Source organism: Paenibacillus sp. E222, assembly GCF_013401555.1.
Lineage (GTDB): Bacteria > Bacillota > Bacilli > Paenibacillales > Paenibacillaceae > Paenibacillus.
On sequence record NZ_CP058552.1, the window covers coordinates 6,217,668 to 6,238,064 of the forward strand.

The 20,397-nt window shown below is 48.0% G+C and carries 16 protein-coding genes; 3 read left to right on the forward strand and 13 right to left on the reverse strand.

The window, feature by feature from the left end:
• Positions 1–6 precede the first annotated feature (6 nt).
• From HW560_RS27540 to HW560_RS27585, 10 genes are all read right to left on the reverse strand, one after another.
• Entirely contained in the window at positions 7–897 is an 891-nt protein-coding gene (locus HW560_RS27540; protein ID WP_062321959.1) for an ABC transporter permease, read from the reverse strand.
• A 248-nt stretch (positions 898–1,145) separates the two neighbouring features.
• Positions 1,146–2,837: a type 2 periplasmic-binding domain-containing protein gene (locus HW560_RS27545; RefSeq protein ID WP_090895760.1), complete on the reverse strand. Its 1,692-nt coding sequence runs from the start codon at positions 2,835–2,837 to the stop codon at positions 1,146–1,148.
• A gap of 124 nt (positions 2,838–2,961) precedes the next feature.
• On the reverse strand, positions 2,962–4,584 hold the full coding sequence (locus HW560_RS27550) for a response regulator (RefSeq protein WP_090895758.1): 1,623 nt from the start codon (positions 4,582–4,584) through the stop codon (positions 2,962–2,964).
• A gap of 89 nt (positions 4,585–4,673) precedes the next feature.
• A complete protein-coding gene (locus HW560_RS27555) occupies positions 4,674–6,419 on the reverse strand; it encodes a sensor histidine kinase (RefSeq protein ID WP_090895756.1) in 1,746 nt (581 codons plus the stop codon).
• Between the two features lie 330 nt (positions 6,420–6,749).
• A complete protein-coding gene (locus tag HW560_RS27560; protein ID WP_090895753.1) occupies positions 6,750–7,448 on the reverse strand; it encodes a hypothetical protein in 699 nt (232 codons plus the stop codon).
• Positions 7,449–7,570: 122 nt separating this feature from the next.
• A complete protein-coding gene (locus tag HW560_RS27565; RefSeq protein ID WP_090895751.1) occupies positions 7,571–9,097 on the reverse strand; it encodes an ABC transporter substrate-binding protein in 1,527 nt (508 codons plus the stop codon).
• A 182-nt stretch (positions 9,098–9,279) separates the two neighbouring features.
• Complete coding sequence (locus HW560_RS27570) at positions 9,280–10,188, reverse strand: carbohydrate ABC transporter permease (protein WP_053783705.1); 909 nt, start codon at positions 10,186–10,188, stop codon at positions 9,280–9,282.
• 17 nt (positions 10,189–10,205) lie between these two features.
• Positions 10,206–11,201, reverse strand: a complete 996-nt coding sequence (locus tag HW560_RS27575; protein ID WP_177185671.1) for an ABC transporter permease — start codon at positions 11,199–11,201, stop codon at positions 10,206–10,208.
• 174 nt (positions 11,202–11,375) lie between these two features.
• On the reverse strand, positions 11,376–12,995 hold the full coding sequence (locus tag HW560_RS27580; RefSeq protein WP_179265208.1) for a response regulator transcription factor: 1,620 nt from the start codon (positions 12,993–12,995) through the stop codon (positions 11,376–11,378).
• Positions 12,970–14,769, reverse strand: a complete 1,800-nt coding sequence (locus tag HW560_RS27585) for a sensor histidine kinase (protein ID WP_090895746.1) — start codon at positions 14,767–14,769, stop codon at positions 12,970–12,972. The genes HW560_RS27580 and HW560_RS27585 overlap by 26 nt, the downstream gene beginning before the upstream one ends.
• A 370-nt stretch (positions 14,770–15,139) precedes the next feature.
• Between HW560_RS27585 and HW560_RS27590 the strand changes: the two genes are divergently transcribed.
• A complete protein-coding gene (locus HW560_RS27590) occupies positions 15,140–16,576 on the forward strand; it encodes a hypothetical protein (RefSeq protein WP_090895744.1) in 1,437 nt (478 codons plus the stop codon).
• A 13-nt stretch (positions 16,577–16,589) separates the two neighbouring features.
• On the opposite strand, the gene HW560_RS27595 is transcribed toward HW560_RS27590, so the two are convergent.
• The 3 genes from HW560_RS27595 to HW560_RS27605 all read right to left on the reverse strand — a co-directional run bounded on the left by HW560_RS27595 (position 16,590) and on the right by HW560_RS27605 (position 18,004).
• A complete protein-coding gene (locus HW560_RS27595; RefSeq protein WP_179265209.1) occupies positions 16,590–17,180 on the reverse strand; it encodes a DUF4269 domain-containing protein in 591 nt (196 codons plus the stop codon).
• A gap of 21 nt (positions 17,181–17,201) precedes the next feature.
• On the reverse strand, positions 17,202–17,408 hold the full coding sequence (locus HW560_RS27600) for a YwbE family protein (RefSeq protein WP_063564738.1): 207 nt from the start codon (positions 17,406–17,408) through the stop codon (positions 17,202–17,204).
• Between the two features lie 125 nt (positions 17,409–17,533).
• Positions 17,534–18,004 (reverse strand): hypothetical protein, encoded by a 471-nt coding sequence (locus HW560_RS27605; protein ID WP_090895739.1) that lies wholly within the window; start codon positions 18,002–18,004, stop codon positions 17,534–17,536.
• 201 nt (positions 18,005–18,205) lie between these two features.
• On the opposite strand from HW560_RS27605, the gene HW560_RS27610 reads away from it, so the two are divergent.
• Together HW560_RS27610 and HW560_RS27615 are read left to right on the forward strand one after the other, a co-directional pair.
• Complete coding sequence (locus HW560_RS27610) at positions 18,206–18,841, forward strand: biotin/lipoyl-containing protein (protein WP_090895736.1); 636 nt, start codon at positions 18,206–18,208, stop codon at positions 18,839–18,841.
• Between the two features lie 8 nt (positions 18,842–18,849).
• Positions 18,850–20,391 (forward strand): DHA2 family efflux MFS transporter permease subunit, encoded by a 1,542-nt coding sequence (locus HW560_RS27615; protein ID WP_090895734.1) that lies wholly within the window; start codon positions 18,850–18,852, stop codon positions 20,389–20,391.
• The last annotated feature ends 6 nt before the right edge of the window (positions 20,392–20,397 follow it).

Below are 20,397 nucleotides of genomic sequence, written 5' to 3' on the forward strand. Positions count from 1 at the left end.
ATTCGATTAGAATATGCGATATCCGGCGTATTTTTTGGCTAAGCTGTATGATACAAGGATCAAGACCATGCTGATGACCGATTTAAATAATCCAATTGCGGTCGCGAAGCCCATCTCTCCATTTTCCAGCGCCGAGCGATAAACGAATGTATCAATAATGTCGCCCGTTTGATATACGAGTGGGTTGTACAGATTGAAAATCTGATCAAACCCAGCGTTAAGCACGTTGCCCAGCGCCAGTGTTCCAACCACCATCAGCATCGGTACAAGAGACGGGATGGTAATATGCAGCGTCTGCTTCCAACGACCCGCTCCATCTATCTCTGCTGCTTCATACAGCGCCGGGTTAATGCCGGCAAGGGCAGCCAAAAAGACAATCATGTTATAGCCGAATTCCTTCCACACATCCGTTAGAATGATCGTTGGTCGGAACCAGCTGTTATCTCCAAGGAAGAAATATGGCCCAAGTCCGAATGTCCCGAGTACCCGGTTCACCAGTCCTCCGGTGGATAACAGATCAATCAGTATTCCGCCCAGGATGACCCAAGACAAGAAGTGAGGCAGATACACCAAGGTTTGGATCGTTCGCTGGATCGCCATCTTGCGAACCTCATTGAGCAGAATCGCGAAGACAAACGGGACAAACAAGTTAAAGATGAGTTTGAGCACAGCAATGATCAGTGTATTCCAAATGACTTGCAGGCTGTCCTCGCGTTCAAACAAATATCTAAAATTATCAAGCCCGACCCACTCCGAGCCGCTGATGCCGAGCCATGGTTTGTAGTTCTGAAATGCCATAACAATTCCGCCCATAGGTACATAACTGAATATAATCAGAAAGATGATGGCTGGCAGCAGCATTACGTGGAATGGCCAAGTTCGTTTTAAAGTTCTCATGATTGCTCCCCCTGTAATTCTTCCTACTCAAGTGCTCCCTGAGTGGCTTATACTGCGATTATATCAACCGTTTGCATAGGTCAAACAGCACATAAAAGCAATATAAATGGCACAAAAGCAACCAGTTTGGACTCGCTGTCCTTCGAGTCATTCATTCACTGCTGACATGCACCTCCCGCAAGCAAATCAAGCTCTCATAACGACAAAAAAAGCGTGCAGACCTAGTTGGTCTGCACGCTCCTGTATCCTTATTTTTTCACACTGTCATACCATTCGTTGACCTCTTGTGTGATTTGGTCACCGCCACCCGATTTCCACGTTTGTACAAATGTATCGAACGCATCTACCGGATTTTTGCCATAAATGATTTCGTTAAACGTTTGGTTCTCAATTTTATTGAGATAGTCGAGCTTGGATTTCATAGTTGAAGTTGTAGGACCTGTAAACATGTTTTTGAACGAGATGTCCTTCTGATCAAGCAATTCTTTGGCAGCTGCAGGCGTCTCTGGCCCATAGTTCACCGCTACATCTTTCTCCAGCTTTGTTTCTGGTTCCTTGCCATCAGCCAGATTCATCAGGGCTTTCATCTGTGCATCCGGAATACGTGCGCCATCACGAACGAGCAAATAACGTACAACATTCACATATCCACCGTCCATATCAGCCGGTTTCACTTGTTTCCCATTTGCATCCAATTGATAATCATAGCCTTCAAACAGACCGTTGTCATACGGACTTCCTTTGGCTGGATCAGCATAGTTGTCGAACAGGTAGTTCTGGTATGTGAAGAATGCTTCCGGATGTTCCATATCTTTTTTGATCAGCGTAACACCATTAACAAATTGTGTTCCGTGACGCATCGCTTTGCCATCAGGGCCTGCCGGAATTGCAATCGGTTTCCACACAGCACTTGGTACGTTTTTCACTGTGTCGATCAGCGGCCATCCGCTCATCCAGTAAGGACCAGGGATAATACCGGCTGTACCTGCCACTGCAGGCTCTGCTGTTTTGTTCTCATCCCACAACGCTGCTTCCTGCGGGATATATCCTTTTTTGAGCCATTCGCTCAATTTGGTCAGACCTTGCTTCATGCCAGGATTGATGGAACCATACTCCAGCTTGCCATCTGCTCCTAAATTCCATTGCTGAGGCAAAGTACCATATGCGCCGAAGATCCAGGATGGATCACCCATCCATGTGTTCATGGAAGTTTTGAAGCCAATGCTCAGTGGAGTAACCTTGTCTGGAGTCAATCCATCCGGATTTTTATTTTTGAAGGCTTCCATTACCGTTTCCAGTTCGTCAATGGTTTTTGGCGCCTCCAAATTCAGCTTGTCCAGCCAATCCTGGCGAATCCAGAGTAGATAATCATTGTTGTAGGCGTAGTCCAGCACCGGAATACCCATTTTTTTGCCATCTCTGCTGTACTGATTCCATACATTTGGATCTTGCTCCATCGCTTTTTTCCATGTATCAGAAGCATATTTGTCGAACAGCGGCCCAACTTCCTGATACATGCCGGAGTCAATCAAATCTTGAGCAACTAAATTATCCGGCTGCCCTATTGTCACAACATCCGGCATTTCCTGACCGGAAGACATTGCAAGACGAAGTTTGGTTGCAAATGCACTGTTCGTATCTGTCACAGACCACAAGGATTTGATTTCAATTCCAAATTTGTCTTTGGCCCACTTGGTTGCCACGTTATTTTCCATCGATTCGCCATTTTTGAATTTCAGCTCAGGGTCGATTCCCCATGCTGTTGTAATCGTTACTGCCGGATCATATTTTTCTTTGTATTCGTTTTCAACGGCTGGCGTGCTCGAACCCGCGTTCTCACCGCCACTGTTGCCTCCTCCACATGCAGATAGGATGACAGCGAGACAGGTTGTCGTAGCGAGGAGCGGTAGCCATCTCTTTTTTGTAGATTTCGCTCTCATTTGTTGTTCCCCCTTAATCATTTTGGTTACCCTTTCATTATAGGCCTGCCGGGTCTTTCAGCCTATGTCACGAAAACAAGATTTCTGCACCTTTGGCAACCTATATCTTGGAATGATGTTGAAATTATGCCTGATCCCGATATTCATTCGGTGTCATGCCGTAATGCTTTTTGAACATTTTGCTGAAATATTGCGGATTCTGGTACCCCAGCTCACTGGTAATCTCGTATATCTTTTTATTGGTGTTTTTGAGCAAATACAATGCACGCTCCATCCGCATGCGAATCATATAATCTCCCAGCCCCTCACCTGTCTCGGCTTTGTAGATTTTGGACAAATACACGGGATGCAAATACACCTTGTCTGCGATCATCTTCACGGACAGATCCTGTCCTGCGTCTCTCGTTACCATCTCCTGAACCTGCTTGATGACGTGTCTGCGACTCTGTACACCTTCGTGATCCGATAGCTCCTCCTGCAGTTTGGCAAGCATTTCAGTCGCCCAGCGACGAAGCTTGTCAGGTGATTGGATCAACTGATGCGCGAGCAGCAGGTCAAATCCCGCATGATCAATCTCATGTACGAGATGCCCCTGCTTGTGCGCGATATACATAAAGGCATTCGTTACAGACAAATACATCTCATATACATGCTCTCTGGAGAGACATACACGTTCCGCTGCATCAAAGACGGTATTCAGTTTACGTGCCGCCGCCTCCCACTGTTTGGTTTCAAGCAATTGAGGCAGTACGGGTGGCTTATAGAGCTCTTCAAGCGCTTGTGCCGCATCGTTCTCCGGTCGTTTGGACAGCTCTTTGTCCATGTAAATGATCGTATTTTCATCTGGACCCGACAGCACGAGTGATCCCAAACCTTTACGATAAGCGGTGGTCAGATCGGCAAATTGAAACGGTGCTGTGACCACCATGGACAGATCGCCTTGCAGATATCGAATAACATGCTCGCGGAAAGTGCCAGCTGGCTGCTTCAGCTCTTCCACATGTGTCTGAGCAGGCTCCGTCCAGACCGGACTCTGTATAATCATGACCAGACTCTCATGGGGACCTCGTCCAAACCACACGTTAAAATGGGGACCAAAAACCTCTTCTGCGATATTGCCAACGGCAAACTCCATCAAATCCAGTGATTGCTGATCCATTGCGGAGAACCGGCCTGTAAGGCGAATCAGCATCATAACTGCCGGTTGATCGGGCTGGAGCACAATCTCGTACTTCTCAAGCTGTTCACCCAGTGCCCGAGCTGTAATCTCGCGGCCCAGCAACAGATCATGCAACAGATTCTCCCGCAAAATTTTATAATCTGACTTCCGGCTGTATAACAACCGATGGTATTTATCAAATTCATCCCAATCATCCCGAAGGGACGTGATGGCGGCGGAGACCGAAGCCATGAACTCCTCATCGTTCACCGGCTTGAGAATATAATCGGCAGCCTGCAGCTGAATCGCTTTCTTGGCATATTGAAAATCACTGTGTCCGGTCAGCAGAATACAGCGGATATGCGCCCAGCGACTGCTTACCTCCTCAATCAGCTCCAGTCCGGACATGCCTGGCATTCGAATATCGGTCACCACGAGGTCCACTGCATTCTCTTCCAAGATCTGCAGCGCTTCCTTCCCAGATGCCGCACGGAAAACCGTCGTAACCCCGAGCTCTCCCCAGGGAATGGTTAATTCCAGACTTTCAGTTACATACGTCTCATCATCCACCAGTAAAATATCAATCAAGACAGTCACTCCCTATTTGCTTCGTTATGCAATGTATTCTTTCTTTTGTTATCATGCTGTGATCATATGGCGTCTCTATTTCTATCTTTCTATTCAAGAAGATGTTTCTCATCAGCAGGCCAAGACAAGGTAACACGCAGCCCACCGAGCGGTGATTCCGTTATGCTAATGCCCGCCTGGTCCCCATACCTGAGCTGAAGACGCTGATTAACGTTCCACAACCCGCAACCCATCTCTTGATCCATACCTCCTGTGAGTTTGTGAAGCAGCATCTGCCGGGCCTGCTCATCCATACCGTGCCCGTCGTCATCTACGGTAAGAATCATCATGCCATTTCTCTGTTCTCCCGACACCCGTATTTCCCCAGCTTCGGCATCGGCTTCAATCCCATGTATTACCGCATTCTCCACTAGTGGTTGTACGATGAGCGGAGGTACCTCCTGCCGCAAAATGTCCTCGGATAAGTCAATTTTGAAACGTATTCGGTCCATACGCATCTGCTGAATCTCCAGATAACAGGTGACGAATTCAATTTCCTCTGTGAGCGGCACCACATCACGCTCCTGCCTTGTCGTATACCGATAGTATCGGGACAGATTATGGGACATGGCAACGACAGCGTCGACACGCTTCAACTTGGCCATGCTCGTAATGAACGAGAAACAATTATAGAAAAAGTGTGGATTAATCTGCGATTGCAGCTGTTTCAGCCGGGCTTCACGCACATGAATCTGTTCCAGATACACGTGTTCAAACAACTGCTGAATCTGCGCCACCATGGAGTTAAATCGTTCGGACAAAAAGCTGAATTCATTACGTCCTTTGGGTGTAATTCGGACTGAATAATCCTCCTGCTTCAATCGTTGGAATCCACGAATCAACTGTTTGACAGGGACTTGGACCTGTACATATAACAGATAGGCCACGGCAAAACTCATCAATAGCAGACAAATCATGGCCGAATAAAATAGGATATTGGACTGGTGAATCGGCTTCAGAATAGCTGATAATGGCATGTAATCAACCAGATACCAGCCTGTCGTGCTGGACTTTACCGTATTAACCATGTAAGGCTCGCCGTCGATGACTACCGTCCGGTTATCCACATCCTTGAGCTTATCAATGGCCAGCTTGTCCATCAACTGACCTGTGAGGACACGATCCGAGGTTCGGTTATAGATAACCCCCGTCTCTTCCCGGTAATAGAAGGGATCATGGCGACCATCGTCCTTGAATTTGTCCAGCATATCTCGAATGTTGTCACTGTCGAATTCAAGCTTAATTACAGTCTGCGCATTGGCTGCAGGATCGCTAATGCCGTATGGTGATACGGTGATCCAGCTGAAAATGAATCGATCATCCTGCCCATCTTGAATCTTTCGAACATTCCATCCGGATGATATGTTGCCTCGCAGCGTCTGCTGATCGTAATAGCCGGCATCTCGTTCAGAGATGACCCTGCCGAGCGTCGGTGAATAGAGGTACAATTTCGTTGTCCAGTTGGACGAACTCTCCTGGATGCTCAGCTTGTTCTGAATACGTTTAACCAGATTGATCGTATCCAGGTCGAAATATTTACTGTCGGCGTAGATCCGCCGGAAGCTCGCAATATCAGGATCATGAATGAGCAGATTTGGCCACGAGGATAACAACTCGATGTGTGTATTCACCTGATTTTGAAAAAATTCCAGTTGGTTGCTGTTGGAGCGATTGAGCTCATCCCGCAGAACTGCTGTCGTTTTATGGTTGGAATACCAGTACAGCAGTACGACTGGGACCAGCATAATTAGAATTAAAATGACCATTTTGGAAAATAGATTCGTCCGGTATGACATCTTCTTACCTCACCTTGCCTTCATTAGTCAGTGAATCTAATTTTAACGATGAAAGCGATAAACATAAACTGTTTTTTCTGGGCGAATCCGCTTCATAGCTCAACTGTTACTCCTGACTTAACCTCTTTAAAGAGCTTCTCTATACATCGTAAGCGTTACCATATACATGCATAAAGGTGACAAAACCAACTTTTCTGCACTAATTGCAACTTCCACGCCAAAAAGAGCCGACATCAGCCAGCTCCTTACTAAACCCTGTATATTGGTTCATTTCTTCTAATTCTTTACACTCTTCTTATGTATTTATTCTATCGTGCTAACGCAAAATCATTATGGAATATCGTAGTCAAACACGGTGTTCTCTCCATCTACGGCGACATCCATTACAATATCGGTTAGCTTACCTTTAACTCGCAGCGGGGAGCCAGCCAAACCGGAAAACGCCAGTTGACCCTTAAATGTTCCATGCGGCTCAATCTCTATATGCACCGGCTTCAGCTGCACAGATTGCAGGGATTCATAGAGCGGATCATCCTGGTGTTTGTAACTGCTGGCCAAGTCAGGCAAGAGCACAGCTGCTACAGGCTCTCGGGTGTAATTTTTGAGTGTCAGGTCACAGTTTACCCGTGTAATGCCATTGTCCAGTACATCATAGGTGCAGGAGCTATCATTTTGGACATAGGAAACACCATGGATACCGGAAGCCCCCCATTTCGCTACATACATCAATTTATCCGTCATGTAGGAATAACTGAGAACAATCGCGAGAACGATCAGCCAGAGCCGTTTGGCCAGAACCGGATATAATGGCATGATTTCTTTGCGAGTAAGATAGTAGCTGCACGCTAATATACCCATTCCAAAAAATAACGTGATATGCACACCACTTACGTAGGATGTGGTATAAGGCGACATGCCTATAGCAGACAACATCGTGTCCCCCACAGAGAAACCGAGGTGATGCTTAAACGTAAAAATGATGCCAAACAGCAATAATATCGCAGAGAACACAAGTCTGGTTCTCGACACAAGAACACCCCCTAATCAGCCACCTGATTATATCATATTTTTCCTTATTATGGTTTACGATCCAAATAAAAAAAGACGCTCCGGTTTTTCACCGAAAACGTCTTTGGTTTTGCATCTCAATTCTACTTTTTCGCCAGGAAGGCGTCGAGCTGCTCTTGTTTGGCAGCAATAATTTTATCAATACCTGCGGCTTTCAGCTTCTCCAGATATTTCGGGATCATCTCGTTCGGATCTACTGCACCCGAGGTCATACCCGGTTTGAACTGTTTGTTCACGTTGTTGACTGCAGCAATTTCGTTTTTGACGGATTGACTGTTGAACGTAAAGCCCAGTGCAGGTGACTTAACACCTTTGGCATTAAACTCCTTGAACTTTTCCCATTTCTGCGGATCTTCATTATCCCAGAGATAGTTCAGGAACTGGTTGCCCAGCTGCCATTGTGCGCCCGGATTGTAAGTGCGACTGTTCGCATCTACCCCTTCAGGCAGGGTAATAATGTTGTCCTGTCCGTCTTTTTTCACATAATGTGTGCCTTCAATTCCGAAGTTGAGCAGGTTGTTGATTTCTTTGTCGGAATGCAGCAGGTTAATGACTTGCATCGCCTTCTCCGGCTGCTCGGAGGAACGGGAGATCGCCAGCATCGCACCGGAAGCATCCCCTGTTGTAATTGTAGGCTGTGTCATCTCAATCTGGGTCAGTGGATATCCGACATACCCTTCTTCTTCCTTATCCTTGCCCGGCTTCATGCCATCGGTCCACAGGAAAGCCTTGCCTGCCTTCGCCTGATCTTTCGGGAACACATTGGAAGTCGCTGCGTCACTGTTAATGTATCCAGCCTGATACCACTTGCGTGCAAGCTCAGCGGCTTCCTTGAATTCAGGGGTCTCTACTTCGTTCAGTACCGTCGTTGTACCCGCTGTTTTGGAGATGACGCCTGGAACGGATGCATCACCGAGATAATCCCAGTCCAGATTTTCCAGCAGCCCGTTACCGTTGGTATTCGACATATAGAACGGGGTGACGCTCGGCTCATTTTCCTTGATCGTTTTGAGCAATGGCTCCAGGTCAGCCCATGTTTTCACTGCGGTCAGATCGAGCTTGTATTTGTCAGCCAGATCTTTGCGTACCAGTACACCACGCGTCGCTGCCAGCTCCTTGTTGGTAGGAACGCCATAGTTTACGCCATCCACCTGCGAGCCTTCCAGAAAGGCTGGATCGAGATTTTTCTTGATATCCTGCCCATACTTGTCAAGTAGATCGTTCAGCGGCAAGAATGCACCTTTTGCCACATTGACCGTATAATTTTGCCAAGCCGCCGTGAAAATAATATCTGCTTTTTCTCCTGAAGAGATCATAAGATTCAGCTTGTTATCCCACTGACCCCAGTCGATCGCATTGATCTTGAGTGTTGCCCCGATCTTGGGCTCCATCTTTTTGTTGATCTCGGCTTCGACCAGAGCCACATCTTTCTGTGGTGTCCCTGGATAATACAGCGTGACTTCATAGGGCTTGCCCCCACTCTCCGCTGCACCGCCACCCTGTGCTTCCGGTGTTGTTCCGCCTTTGTCTGATGAGCAGCCTGCCAGTACCAGGCTCAGCGCCATAACTGCTGCCGCAAAACGCGGCCATACCTTAAACGTTCTAACCAAGTGAACCCCTCCCGTCATATGTTGGACCTTGCAACCGATTGCCCCAATTCGCAATGTTTCCCAATCTGCATAAGTCCGTTCCTTCGCCGGCCCTCCGGCGTGACTGTACTCGCTGCTTTTTGTATATGCCCCCTCAGGTCCATCTTCAATGATCCGTTGCTCTCTCCGCTAACCGGCCGGAGTTACCCCTTCACTGCGCCTACAGTAAGGCCCTTGATGAAATACCGCTGGAAGAATGGATATGCCAGTACGATTGGACCGATACCGACAACAGCCATCGCCATTTGCAGTGTTTTATTCGGCAGATTCAGCAATCCGCCCTGTGAGGAAATCTGTGAAGAGACATTGGAGTTGGATGTTAAATATTGAATATCGAGCAGCGTCCGGTACATAAGGTACTGAAGGCTGATCGTCCGGTTATCGGATATAAAAATCATGCTGAGATACCAGTCGTTCCAGTAATTCAATGTGCTGAACAGTGCAACGGTCGCCATCACCGGAAGGGAGAGCGGAAGCACGATACGTGTAAAGGTTCTCAGTTCACCCGCTCCATCAATCCGTGCCGATTCAAGAATCGATACCGGAATGGAGTTAGCGAAGAACGTACGCATGACCAGCACGAAGAACGGTGACAGCAGCAGCGGCATGATCAGTGCCAGAATCGAGTTTTTCAAATCCAGTACGTTTACATAAACGAGATACCACGGGACCAGACCGCCATTGAACAGCATGGTGAAAAAGATGAAAAAGGCGAACCACCCTCGATACGGCAAATCCCTCCGTGAAAGCGGATACGCATACAATGCCGTCAGTGCTACACTCGTTATTGTACCTATCACGGTTACGATAATGGATATGCCATAGGAATGGATGATCTGATCCATATCCTTGAACAGAAATTCATAGGCAGTCAGGCTAAACTTCTCCGGAATCAGCTTATACCCGTTCGCAATGACCGTCGTCTCGTCCGAGAATGAGATCGCGAAGACAAGCAGGATCGGCACGATGCAGGCAATGGCATAGAATATAAACATAGCGTGTATGATAGACGCGGAACGCCGCGACACGGCTAATGGATCACGTGATTTCACAGCTGGCTTGCCTCCTCTCAAAATAATGCATTATCTTTGTCCATTCTCCTAACGATCGTATTGGATACGAGTACAAGTACAAATCCGACAACAGCCTGATACAGCCCGGCTGCCGAGGACATCCCGATATCTCCTCCAATAAGGAAGGTTCGGTACACATATGTATCCAGAACGTTCGTGACCGGGAACAATGCGCCCGATTCCAGCGGAACCTGGTAGAACAGGCTGAAATCCGCGTAGAAAATACGACCGATCTGCAGCAATGTCATAATCACGATTAGCGGTACGAGAAACGGAACGGTAATGAAGCGAATCTGATGCCACTTGCTCGCGCCATCCAGCACGGCCGCTTCATAATATTCCTCATCGATGCCTACCACTGCTGCCAGATAAATGACGGCATAATAACCAATATTTTTCCATGTATTCACCAGCGGCAAAATGTACGGCCAATACTTAGGCTCTGAATACCAGTCAATTGGTTGTCCGCCAAAGAGCTGAAGAATCGTTGAATTCATGAAGCCCGAATCCTTGCCGAGAAAAGCGAGCACCAGATAACTGACTACAATCATCGACAGAAAATACGGAAGCAGCATAAGGGACTGATACAATTTGGACATTGCCTTGTTCTTCACTTCATTCAACAATATCGCAAGTCCTACACCTACAAATAAATTCAGCGCAATAAATACGGTGTTATATGCGAGCGTATTACGGGTGATCTCCCAAGCATCGCTGGTGGAGAACAAATACTTGAAATTATCCCAGCCGCTCCACGGACTGCCCCAAATGCCGTCCGCATAGTTTACATTTTTGAATGCAATCAGAACGCCGAACATCGGCATGTAGTTGTTTACCAGCAGAAACAGAATGCCTGGCAAAAACATAAGATACAAAACCTTGAATTTACCTAGATTGTACAGGACAGACTTTCGTTTTCGAACCGGTATATCCGGTAGGTCCGTTCCTTTCGATAGACGTGCTGCCTTACCCGCCTGGGGTTGTGTCTTCATAACTTGTTCTCCCTCACTCCTCTTGAATTTCATCCTCAGGATGAAACACCGCTGTGTCTCCTGTGGTTCAAGTATACGGCGGGGCGTTCAGGTCCACTATCTGCTGTGGTGACCTGTTCACTTATCAAATTATGACTTTAGGGCACAAAAAAACAAAAGACGCAGCATGCTGCGTCAAATTTGTACCGTTCGGGACTGTTTACGAAACTCCTGTGGGGTAATGCCCGTGCACTTTTTGAACATTTTCGTAAAATGAGAGTAATTGTAGTACCCGACCTTGCCTGCGATATCCGTCACCTTCACGGTAGACTGGGACAATAACGTCTTCGCTTTGGCTACTCTGCGCTGGAGAATGAATTCGGAAAGCGACATACCCTTTTCTTTCCGAAACAGACGGGATAGATAGGCCGGATTAAATCCGGCAAAGGATGCAAGTTCTTCTCGCATCAGCTCTTCACCAATATGATTTTCAATGTAAATGCATAACTGGTCCACAATCGTCATTGGACTGTGATCGTCCGGGTACAATACCGGGATCGCACGACTGATCAGGTCTAATGTCCACTGCTTCAGCTGGGGCAACGAACGTGTCACAACGTTTTCCTCCGGCTCCCGTTCTCCGGGGTACAGGCTGCGTACGGATACATTTTTCTGATGCAGCAGCGGGTAGATTACATGCAGCATGGCATGGTAATACAAGCGCAGAATTTCGGGTGACAAACGCTCCTGTGCAGCCAGCAATTCAAAGATTTCATCCACACGCTCGCGCAGGTCGTCAAACTTTCCCGTTTCGAACAGGATGGACAGCTCGGAAAACCACGGTATTGGCAGAAAGCGGTCCTCCGTATCTCGGCCTACCTCGTCATAGATAAAGACCCCTTCAAGCTCGTTGATATTGCGACGCTCCATGTCCATCAGCTCATTCAGCATCCCCTGTAAATCTGTAACAGCAACCGGGACTCCGACGTAACAGGATAATCGGCAATAAAAGTAAGTACCACACTCTTGAATATAGCTCTGACATCCTTGTTCCACTTCACCTGCCGTAGGTACGATACCATCGTGTTCGTATGCAAGCACAATATTTAGTCCACTGTGGTCCTGAAACACTTCACCGGGTTTGTCACCAAGCAGCATTTCCTTGGCAGCATTGCGAAGCGCATATTCAAGGACTTCCTCATCACGCAGATCGAAGTCCCGCACCCATTCTTCGACGGAAATGACAATGGGCAACACGCGCACTTGCGGATCAATCTCGGCTCCATATACCTCGGCAAGCTCCTGAAGCTTTTGCTGAGTTAAGGTTACACGCTGTGAAATGGCGTCTTTCCAGAAACGCTCGGTTAACAGCGGTTTATGCGTCTGCCAGCGTTTATACACGGTCTCATATACTTCATTGGTGCGGGAACGCTGCTCGCCATCCTTGATTTTGTCCATGGCCTGGCTCACAACCTTGAGCAGCTGGTCGGCGGGAGCAGGTTTCAGCACATAATCGAAGCTGTTCAGCTTGATTGCCGTTTGGGCATAATCGAACAGGGCATGACCTGTAAGAAAAATCGTCAGCATGCCGGGATCATGCTTTAACACCCAGCTCTGCAGATCCAGTCCCGTTTCACCCGGCATTTCAATATCACAGATCATTATATCGATGGGATGGGTTCTCATCAGCATTCTCGCCTCTTCCGCATCACCAGCACTGAATACCTGGTCAATTCCGGCCAGGCTCCAGTCCACCCCTTCCACCATCGCTTGCAAGGCGTATACTTCATCATCCACGATCAACAGGTTCCGCATTGGCTCCCCCTTCCTCCTCTTCCGTCTGGGCGGGCATATGAATATGGACTGCTGCCCCTCCTTCAGTCTGATTGCTGAACTGCAATCCGGCATGTTCGCCGTACTTTACAAGCAGCCGATGGATAACGTTCCAGATGCCAATGTGCTGTCCACCCGGATCTTCGACGTATTGCCCCTGTTGCAGGCGCTCCAGTATTTCTTGCTCAAATCCAACACCGTTATCCGTAATCGAAAGTTGAAGAACCGAAGATGGTGCAGGATCAGATAACGTTTTCGACTTGCGTGCTGTTATGCGAATAACAAAAGGCTCTTTGCGCCGCTGAAAACCATGAATAATGGCATTCTCCACAAAAGGCTGAATCGTTAAGGGCGGCAGCACATAGTGCCCAAGATCCGGTTCAACATCCAGAACGAAATCCAGCTTGTTTGGAAACCTCAGCTTCTGGATCTCCAAATAATGACTGATATGTTGCAATTCTTCATCCAATCGAATGACACGTTTGCCTGCACGCAGGCTGAACCTGAAATAATCTGCCAGATGACCAGCCATCTGCTGCACCAGCTCATGCTTTTGCAACGAAGCCAGGCTATGAATGATATTCAATGAATTCAGGTAAAAGTGAGGATTAATCTGCATCTGCAATTGTTTGAACTCTGCTTCCCTCGTGCGCAATTGCTCCTCATACACATCTATCTTCAGATGCTGGATCTCACTTGTCATCTGATTGAAGCTGTGCGTGACAAACTCCAGTTCAGATGAAGCCGGCGTCTCAAGCCTCACATCAAGTTCTCCTCGGCTAACCCTCCTCATCCCACGTATGACCACATTCATTGGACGGAACAGGAGCTGCCTGAGAAAAATCATAGCTGTGATCAGGATGACCGCTGCACCAATCGGAAGCAGGCGAATGATCTGCTGAAAAAATGGCAGGTTTCGCATCATGTCCTCCTCGGGCAGCAGCACAATATAATTCATCTCAGACATGGCTGAGGGAATGCCAAGCATCAGATACTGACGTGCATTGCCTGTGGATGTCACTTCAGAGATCACCTGGTATGGATTATTCAATCCAGTGATATGGGCTGCGGCCAGTTTGATTTGTGCCGAGTTCAGGGCTGAATCGGACAGTGCCCCGCCATCTGCTCCCACGATGACTGCACCTCCCCGGTCACCGGATTCCGTGAATTGCTCGGGGTGATTCAGTGCGTTCATGTCCACCAGCGCCCCCGCATAGAACTGGGCGTTGATCCGCACCGTTTTGACCAAGGCATTCCATGTGCCTCCCCGAACGATGCTCCACTCCGGCTTCTGAATTTCCCCCTCCAGCTGCTGCATCTGGACCGGCATGCTCTCCTGCACAATCGACATTTTGACATCATAATTGCCTGAAGTAGCGAGCAACAGATCATCATTCACAGCATCGTACAGAAAAAATGAATCGATCAGATTATAAAATCCGATATCGGTCATGAATTTGTTCATAATGCGCTGTTTCGCAATAATATAATCGCCGCTGCCATATTTGAGAAAAAACAGGGAGATAATATCCGGATCTCGCTCGCCCAGACTGTATAAATACCGATTGGTCTCCTGCAGCACGCGCTCGTTCTGCTCCACACTTTTTGCAAGATGATTCATATTGGTGAGAGACACTTGATCACGCACAACTTTCATGGCGTACACATTGTTGTAATAGAGCAGCATGAATAATGGCAGCATGATCAATGTCAGACCCACAATAAACTTAAAGCGCAGTGAACGGATGAAATTCATGAATTCCCGCCCTTTTGTCTAATCTGGATTTCAGTTCTTATGCACATCGTTGTAACCGCTATCAATCCTAAGCAATTTCTTCCGCTTTCAGATGATCTACTTCTGTGTTTCTTCCATCTTCTTCCTTATAATGGCATGTTTATTGTAATCATACTTGCTTGCGTCTGTCTATGTGATTCCGTGACCTGTTACTGTCAATTCTGGTGACTTGCACTTCTTGGTTTACTATACGTGTTCGAGGGTCCATACTCTAATTAGTTCTCCATCTGTAAAAAAAATCCTTCTCCATACTCCACGAACGCCCGGTGATGACATGCATACGATATACCACTCCTTGAATTGACACCAAGGATGTAAGGAGGCATGTCCGATGAATATTCAACTCGTCCCATTGCATTATGTATATCTGGCTTTTATCATCTTGATTATCGCCGTCATGGTTCGGCGTAGAGACACAACCATCATTTGTGTCGCAGGTATTATGACCATTGGACTCCTCGCGACCGAAACATTAAGCGGATCGGTTTCCGGCATCTTCAGCAGTTTTATCTACGCAGCCAAAGAGCTGCTCAGCACCATTTTTATCATCTCGATCATTGTCGCCATGAGCCGAGTGTTAATTCGGACGGGAATCAATGAAGTCATGGTGACACCGCTTACCCGATTCATCCGTTCTCCACAGGTCGCCTATTGGGGAATTGGATTCATTATGATGATCGTATCGCTGTTCTTCTGGCCCTCACCTGCCGTTGCCCTGGTTGGGGCGGTACTTCTTCCGGTAGCGGTACGCGTCGGACTTCCTCCCATCGGTGCTGCCATTGCCATGAATCTGTTCGGGCACGGAATTGCCTTATCAGGGGATTACATTATCCAAGGGGCACCCAAACTAACAGCTGATGCAGCTGGACTTCCCGTTACCGCTGTTATGACTGCAAGTATCCCACTTGTCATCGTGATGGGGACAGTATCAACGGTAACCGCATTCTGGATGCTGCGCAAGGAGATGAAATCAGGTTCTCCCGTTAAACTCAGTGATCCGATCTCTGGTGAAGCCGTAACCGTACATCCACCTTTGTCAGACTCTGCGCCGATTTCAGAGAAGCCAGCCGTTCAACGTCAACCAATGCCGCCACGTTTGCAAAAGGCATTTGCTTTAATTATCCCCTTGTTATTCTTAGTCGATGTCATTCTGATGTTTTTACTTAAACTTCAAGGCGGTGATGCCACAGCACTTATTGGCGGAACAGCCGTGCTCATTCTGATTGCCGTATCACTTGCCGCGCATCGTCATACAGGTCCGGAAGAAACAACAAACTATTTAATTGAAGGATTTCAGTTCGGGTTCAAGGTGTTTGGTCCTGTCATACCGATTGCCGCTTTCTTTTATCTTGGAGATGCTGCGATCACAGAGCTGTTCAACAACCCGCTGCCTGCTGGTTCACACGGTATTGTGAATGATTTGGGGGTTGCTCTTGCAGGGCTAGTGCCGCTGAATAATACGGTAGGTGCTATAACGATGACTGTGACCGGAGCGGTCACGGGAATGGATGGTTCGGGGTTCTCCGGAATATCCCTGGTCGGCTCCATTGCGTCCATGTTTGCAGGTTCGGCAGATTCCGCACCGGTCTTGACGGCACTGGGCCAGGTCGCCGCCATATGGGTAGGCGGTGGGACCTTAATTCCATGGGCCTTAATTCCAGCCGCTGCCATTTGCGGAGTCAGTCCATTTGAACTGGCACGCCGCAATTTGAAGCCGGTACTGCTGGGATTAACAGTTACCACCATTGTGGCTATCTTTCTCATCTAATTGCTTAAACAGGCTATTCGAACTGAAAAGACGTACGCAAGCGGGCCCATTGCCAAAGTTCTTCCTTGCTCATAGCGGCCAGATGAAGCATTTCGTCATAGGGGTCTCCCTGAAGTCCCAGGACCGCAGCGAATGCAGGCTCCGTCTTACAGCCTTCCAGCTTCAGTTTGCGAATCTCCCGATGTCCTGCTTCACCCCAGAGTTGCAACAATTCCCACTCAACCAGCATATGAATATAAGCATTCTGCCTGCGTACAGCTATGGATTGAGCGAAAATCTCTACAGGCCAGTTTCCAATATCCACACTACAGGTCACATAAGGACGCTGGCCAGCACGGCCATCCCCCCGGTCGCATCGAAAACCCTGCATTCCGCCCAGTTGTTGGTGCACCAAGGTTTCGAACGCCTCCAGATCCGCTCCCTCACATAATAGATCAAGATCACTTCCGGGAATATCAATATCAATGGGCACTGTTCCAGCCGGATAAGGCTGGTAAGCAGCCAATATGCTCAACAATCCACTGGATTGCAGTACCTTATACGCATCCTGCTGACGCTCGTTCCCCGAGGCCAAATGTACCATTACATCCGTAGTTGTAATCATGTCACAACCTCGGGCACTGGCTCATTCCGACGCTCCTGTAACGACTTGTTTCACGCGCCCCACCTGTCCACTGGTCAAACGTACTTTGATTCCATGCGGGTGTGTAGGCGATTTGGTCAACAAATCCTTCACGATACCACGTGTCAGTTTGCCTGTCGGCTGATCTTGCTTGAGCACGATATCCACTTCAAGACCCGGTTTGATATTTACGCGTTGTTGTCCGTTCATGGGTTTCCTCTCCTCTTCAACGTATTCCATGTCATGCAGCCCTAATTCACAAAGCTTCATCTATTGTAGACGTTTTGGATTGAAAACAAAAGCCATGTCCCATGTTCAAAAACATAACCGAACGGTTATTTCTGCTTGGAAGAGGGATCAGAGGATTTGTTTTTCATCACTTTCAGAGCTGATCGATAGACTTCATCTGCACTCTTTTCAGGTTCTTTAGTATCCGTCAGCACTGCTTCCTCTTCCACTTCAGCAGGTTTACGGAAATGAAGCAACGCTTGACGGTAAGCTTGGTCACCCTCTGTCGTCTGCGTCTCTTTTTCCTGAGGTGAAGGGGCCACTTGCGAAGTGGAATCCATAGGGTGAATCTCCGTTTGCCTGTGATCTTCATGTTCCAAAACCTCTGCTTGCTCTTCCTCAGCGTAAATTGGGTCTTCGTTCCGGGCTTGGTCTTCTTCATGCAGCAGGACAGGCCCTTCATCCACCTCTGCGTTTTTGGAAGCTCGTGCTTCTGCAGCCTTGCGGGACGATCTGGAGTTATAAATCATCAGAAACACAACACCAATCACAACAATTACCGCCAAAATGATCAACATATGAGCATCCTCCTTATCATCCGCCTGTAGGCAGCCTTAATCAATATATTGGTGCCCTATTCTGCGAATAATATTTCACCTTGTTTCGTATAGAGCGACAAAGTAGCGGGAATGCTCCAAACAGGATTGTCAGCAGAAGACGTTCAGCACCGATTGAAAGAGAAGGTGTACAGAAAACCGAATTGAGGAGGAATGATCAGCATGAATTCACGTGCCATTTTGATCAATATCATCGTTATACTGGTGATTTTGGGAGCTGGGGCGGCCGGAATCTACTATTACAACCAATCCACCAGCTACGTTAAAACCGATAATGCGCTTGTTACCGGGCAGCCGATCTCCGTGGCTTCTGCAGTAAGCGGTGAGCTTCGATCCTGGAAAGGCAAGGTAGGAACAACATTTAATGCAGGCGATACCGTAGCCACTGTCACCGCTGCAGGAAAATCCACATCCGTGACGATGCCTGTCAATGGCACCATTGTACAACAAACCGCTGTCGAGAATTCGCTAGTATCTGCCGGTACGCCCCTCGCACGGGCCTATGATTTCAATAACCTGTACGTGACGGCCAATGTGGATGAGACCGCGATTGATAAAATTAAGACGGGTCAGATCGTCGATGTATATGTCGATGCATTTCCAGACACCACATTGACAGGCAAAGTAGACCAGATCGGACTTGCCACTGCGTCCTCCTTTTCGCTGCTGCCGTCGTCCAATACCAATGCGAATTACACCAAAGTAACACAAGTCATCCCGATCATCATTACGATTGAAGGATATAAAGGACTGGGTGTGGTTCCCGGCATGAGCGCTACCGTGCGCGTTCATATCTAAGGCTGCTGATGGATAATCAAGTACCTCTTGGGAAAACCATCGCTGTCCTGCTGCTCGGCGCATTTATCGCCATTCTGAATCAGACTTTGCTCAATGTAGCCATCCCCCATTTGATGAATGACTTTAACGTCTCAGCAACGACCGTGCAGTGGCTATCCACAGCCTATTTGCTGGTAAACGGGGTACTCATTCCGATTACCGCCTACTTGATTGAGTCGTTCGGTACACGCAAATTGTTCGTGACTGCGATGCTGTTGTTTACGTTAGGTTCGTTAATCTGTGCCATCAGTCCTGGATTTACGGTCATGCTTATCGGTCGTATCGTACAAGCCAGTGGAGCCGGTATTATTATGCCTTTGGTTATGAACGTGTTTCTGACTGTATTCCCTCCTGAGAAACGGGGAACCGCCATGGGCACGATGGGCATTGCCATGATGTTTGCTCCGGCCATTGGCCCTACGTTATCTGGATGGATCGTGGAACACTATACCTGGCGAATTCTGTTCTATATGGTCATCCCGCTTGCTTTGCTTGATATTTTGTTTGCCTTCATTTGGCTGAGAAATGTGTCCAAGCTTACTTCACCGAAATTTGATGGTTTTGGCGCATTATTCTCCACCATCGGTTTCGGCTTTCTGTTATATGGATTCAGCTCTGCCGGAGATAAAGGCTGGACCAGTGCAACTGTGCTGTTGACACTGATTATCGGCGTGCTCTTCATCGTCTTCTTTGTCCTCCGAGAGACGGCCATGAAGAACCCGCTGCTGGAATTTCGTGTATTCAAATACGACATCTTCACCATCTCGACGCTGGTCAGTGCAACGATTAACATGGCACTCTTTGGCGGAATGCTGCTGTTACCGATCTATCTGCAAAATATAAGGGGCTTCTCTCCCCTGCAATCCGGCTTACTGCTGCTGCCTGGTGCATTGCTAATGGGGGTCATGTCTCCCATCTCAGGAGCGCTGTTTGACCGGATCGGCTCTCGCCCGCTCGCCATTGTCGGTTTGATCATTACCGCCATCTCCACCTTCGAGTTTAGCAAGTTGACGGGGGAGACGCCCTATGGCCACATCATGATGCTATATACGTTCCGTAGCTTCGGTATGTCCATGCTAATGATGTCTGTACAGACAGAGGGGTTAAACCAATTGCCGCCTCATCTCACCAGTCATGGTACGGCCATGTCCAATACGGTCAGACAGGTCGCAGGTTCGATCGGGACCGCCCTGCTCATTACGGTGATGGCAACTCGCGCAGGCATTCATTTGGCTGATTACAGCAACACTGTGACGACAACCAATGTAGCACTGACGGAACAAGTGGGTGTGCTCGGCACGCAAATGGCAACTGCGGCTGGAATGCCTCCAGAACAAGGCTCCAGCCTTGCATTACAACAGCTCTATGGTATCGCTGTTCAGACGTCAACCATTGAAGGCATTAATGATGCTTTCATCGTAGCGACCTGGATTTCGATCATTGGCCTGTTTCTCTCGTTGTTCCTGCGGCGGGCTCGCTCCCGTCCTCGTAAAGTCAAGCCTGAACGCTAAAATTGG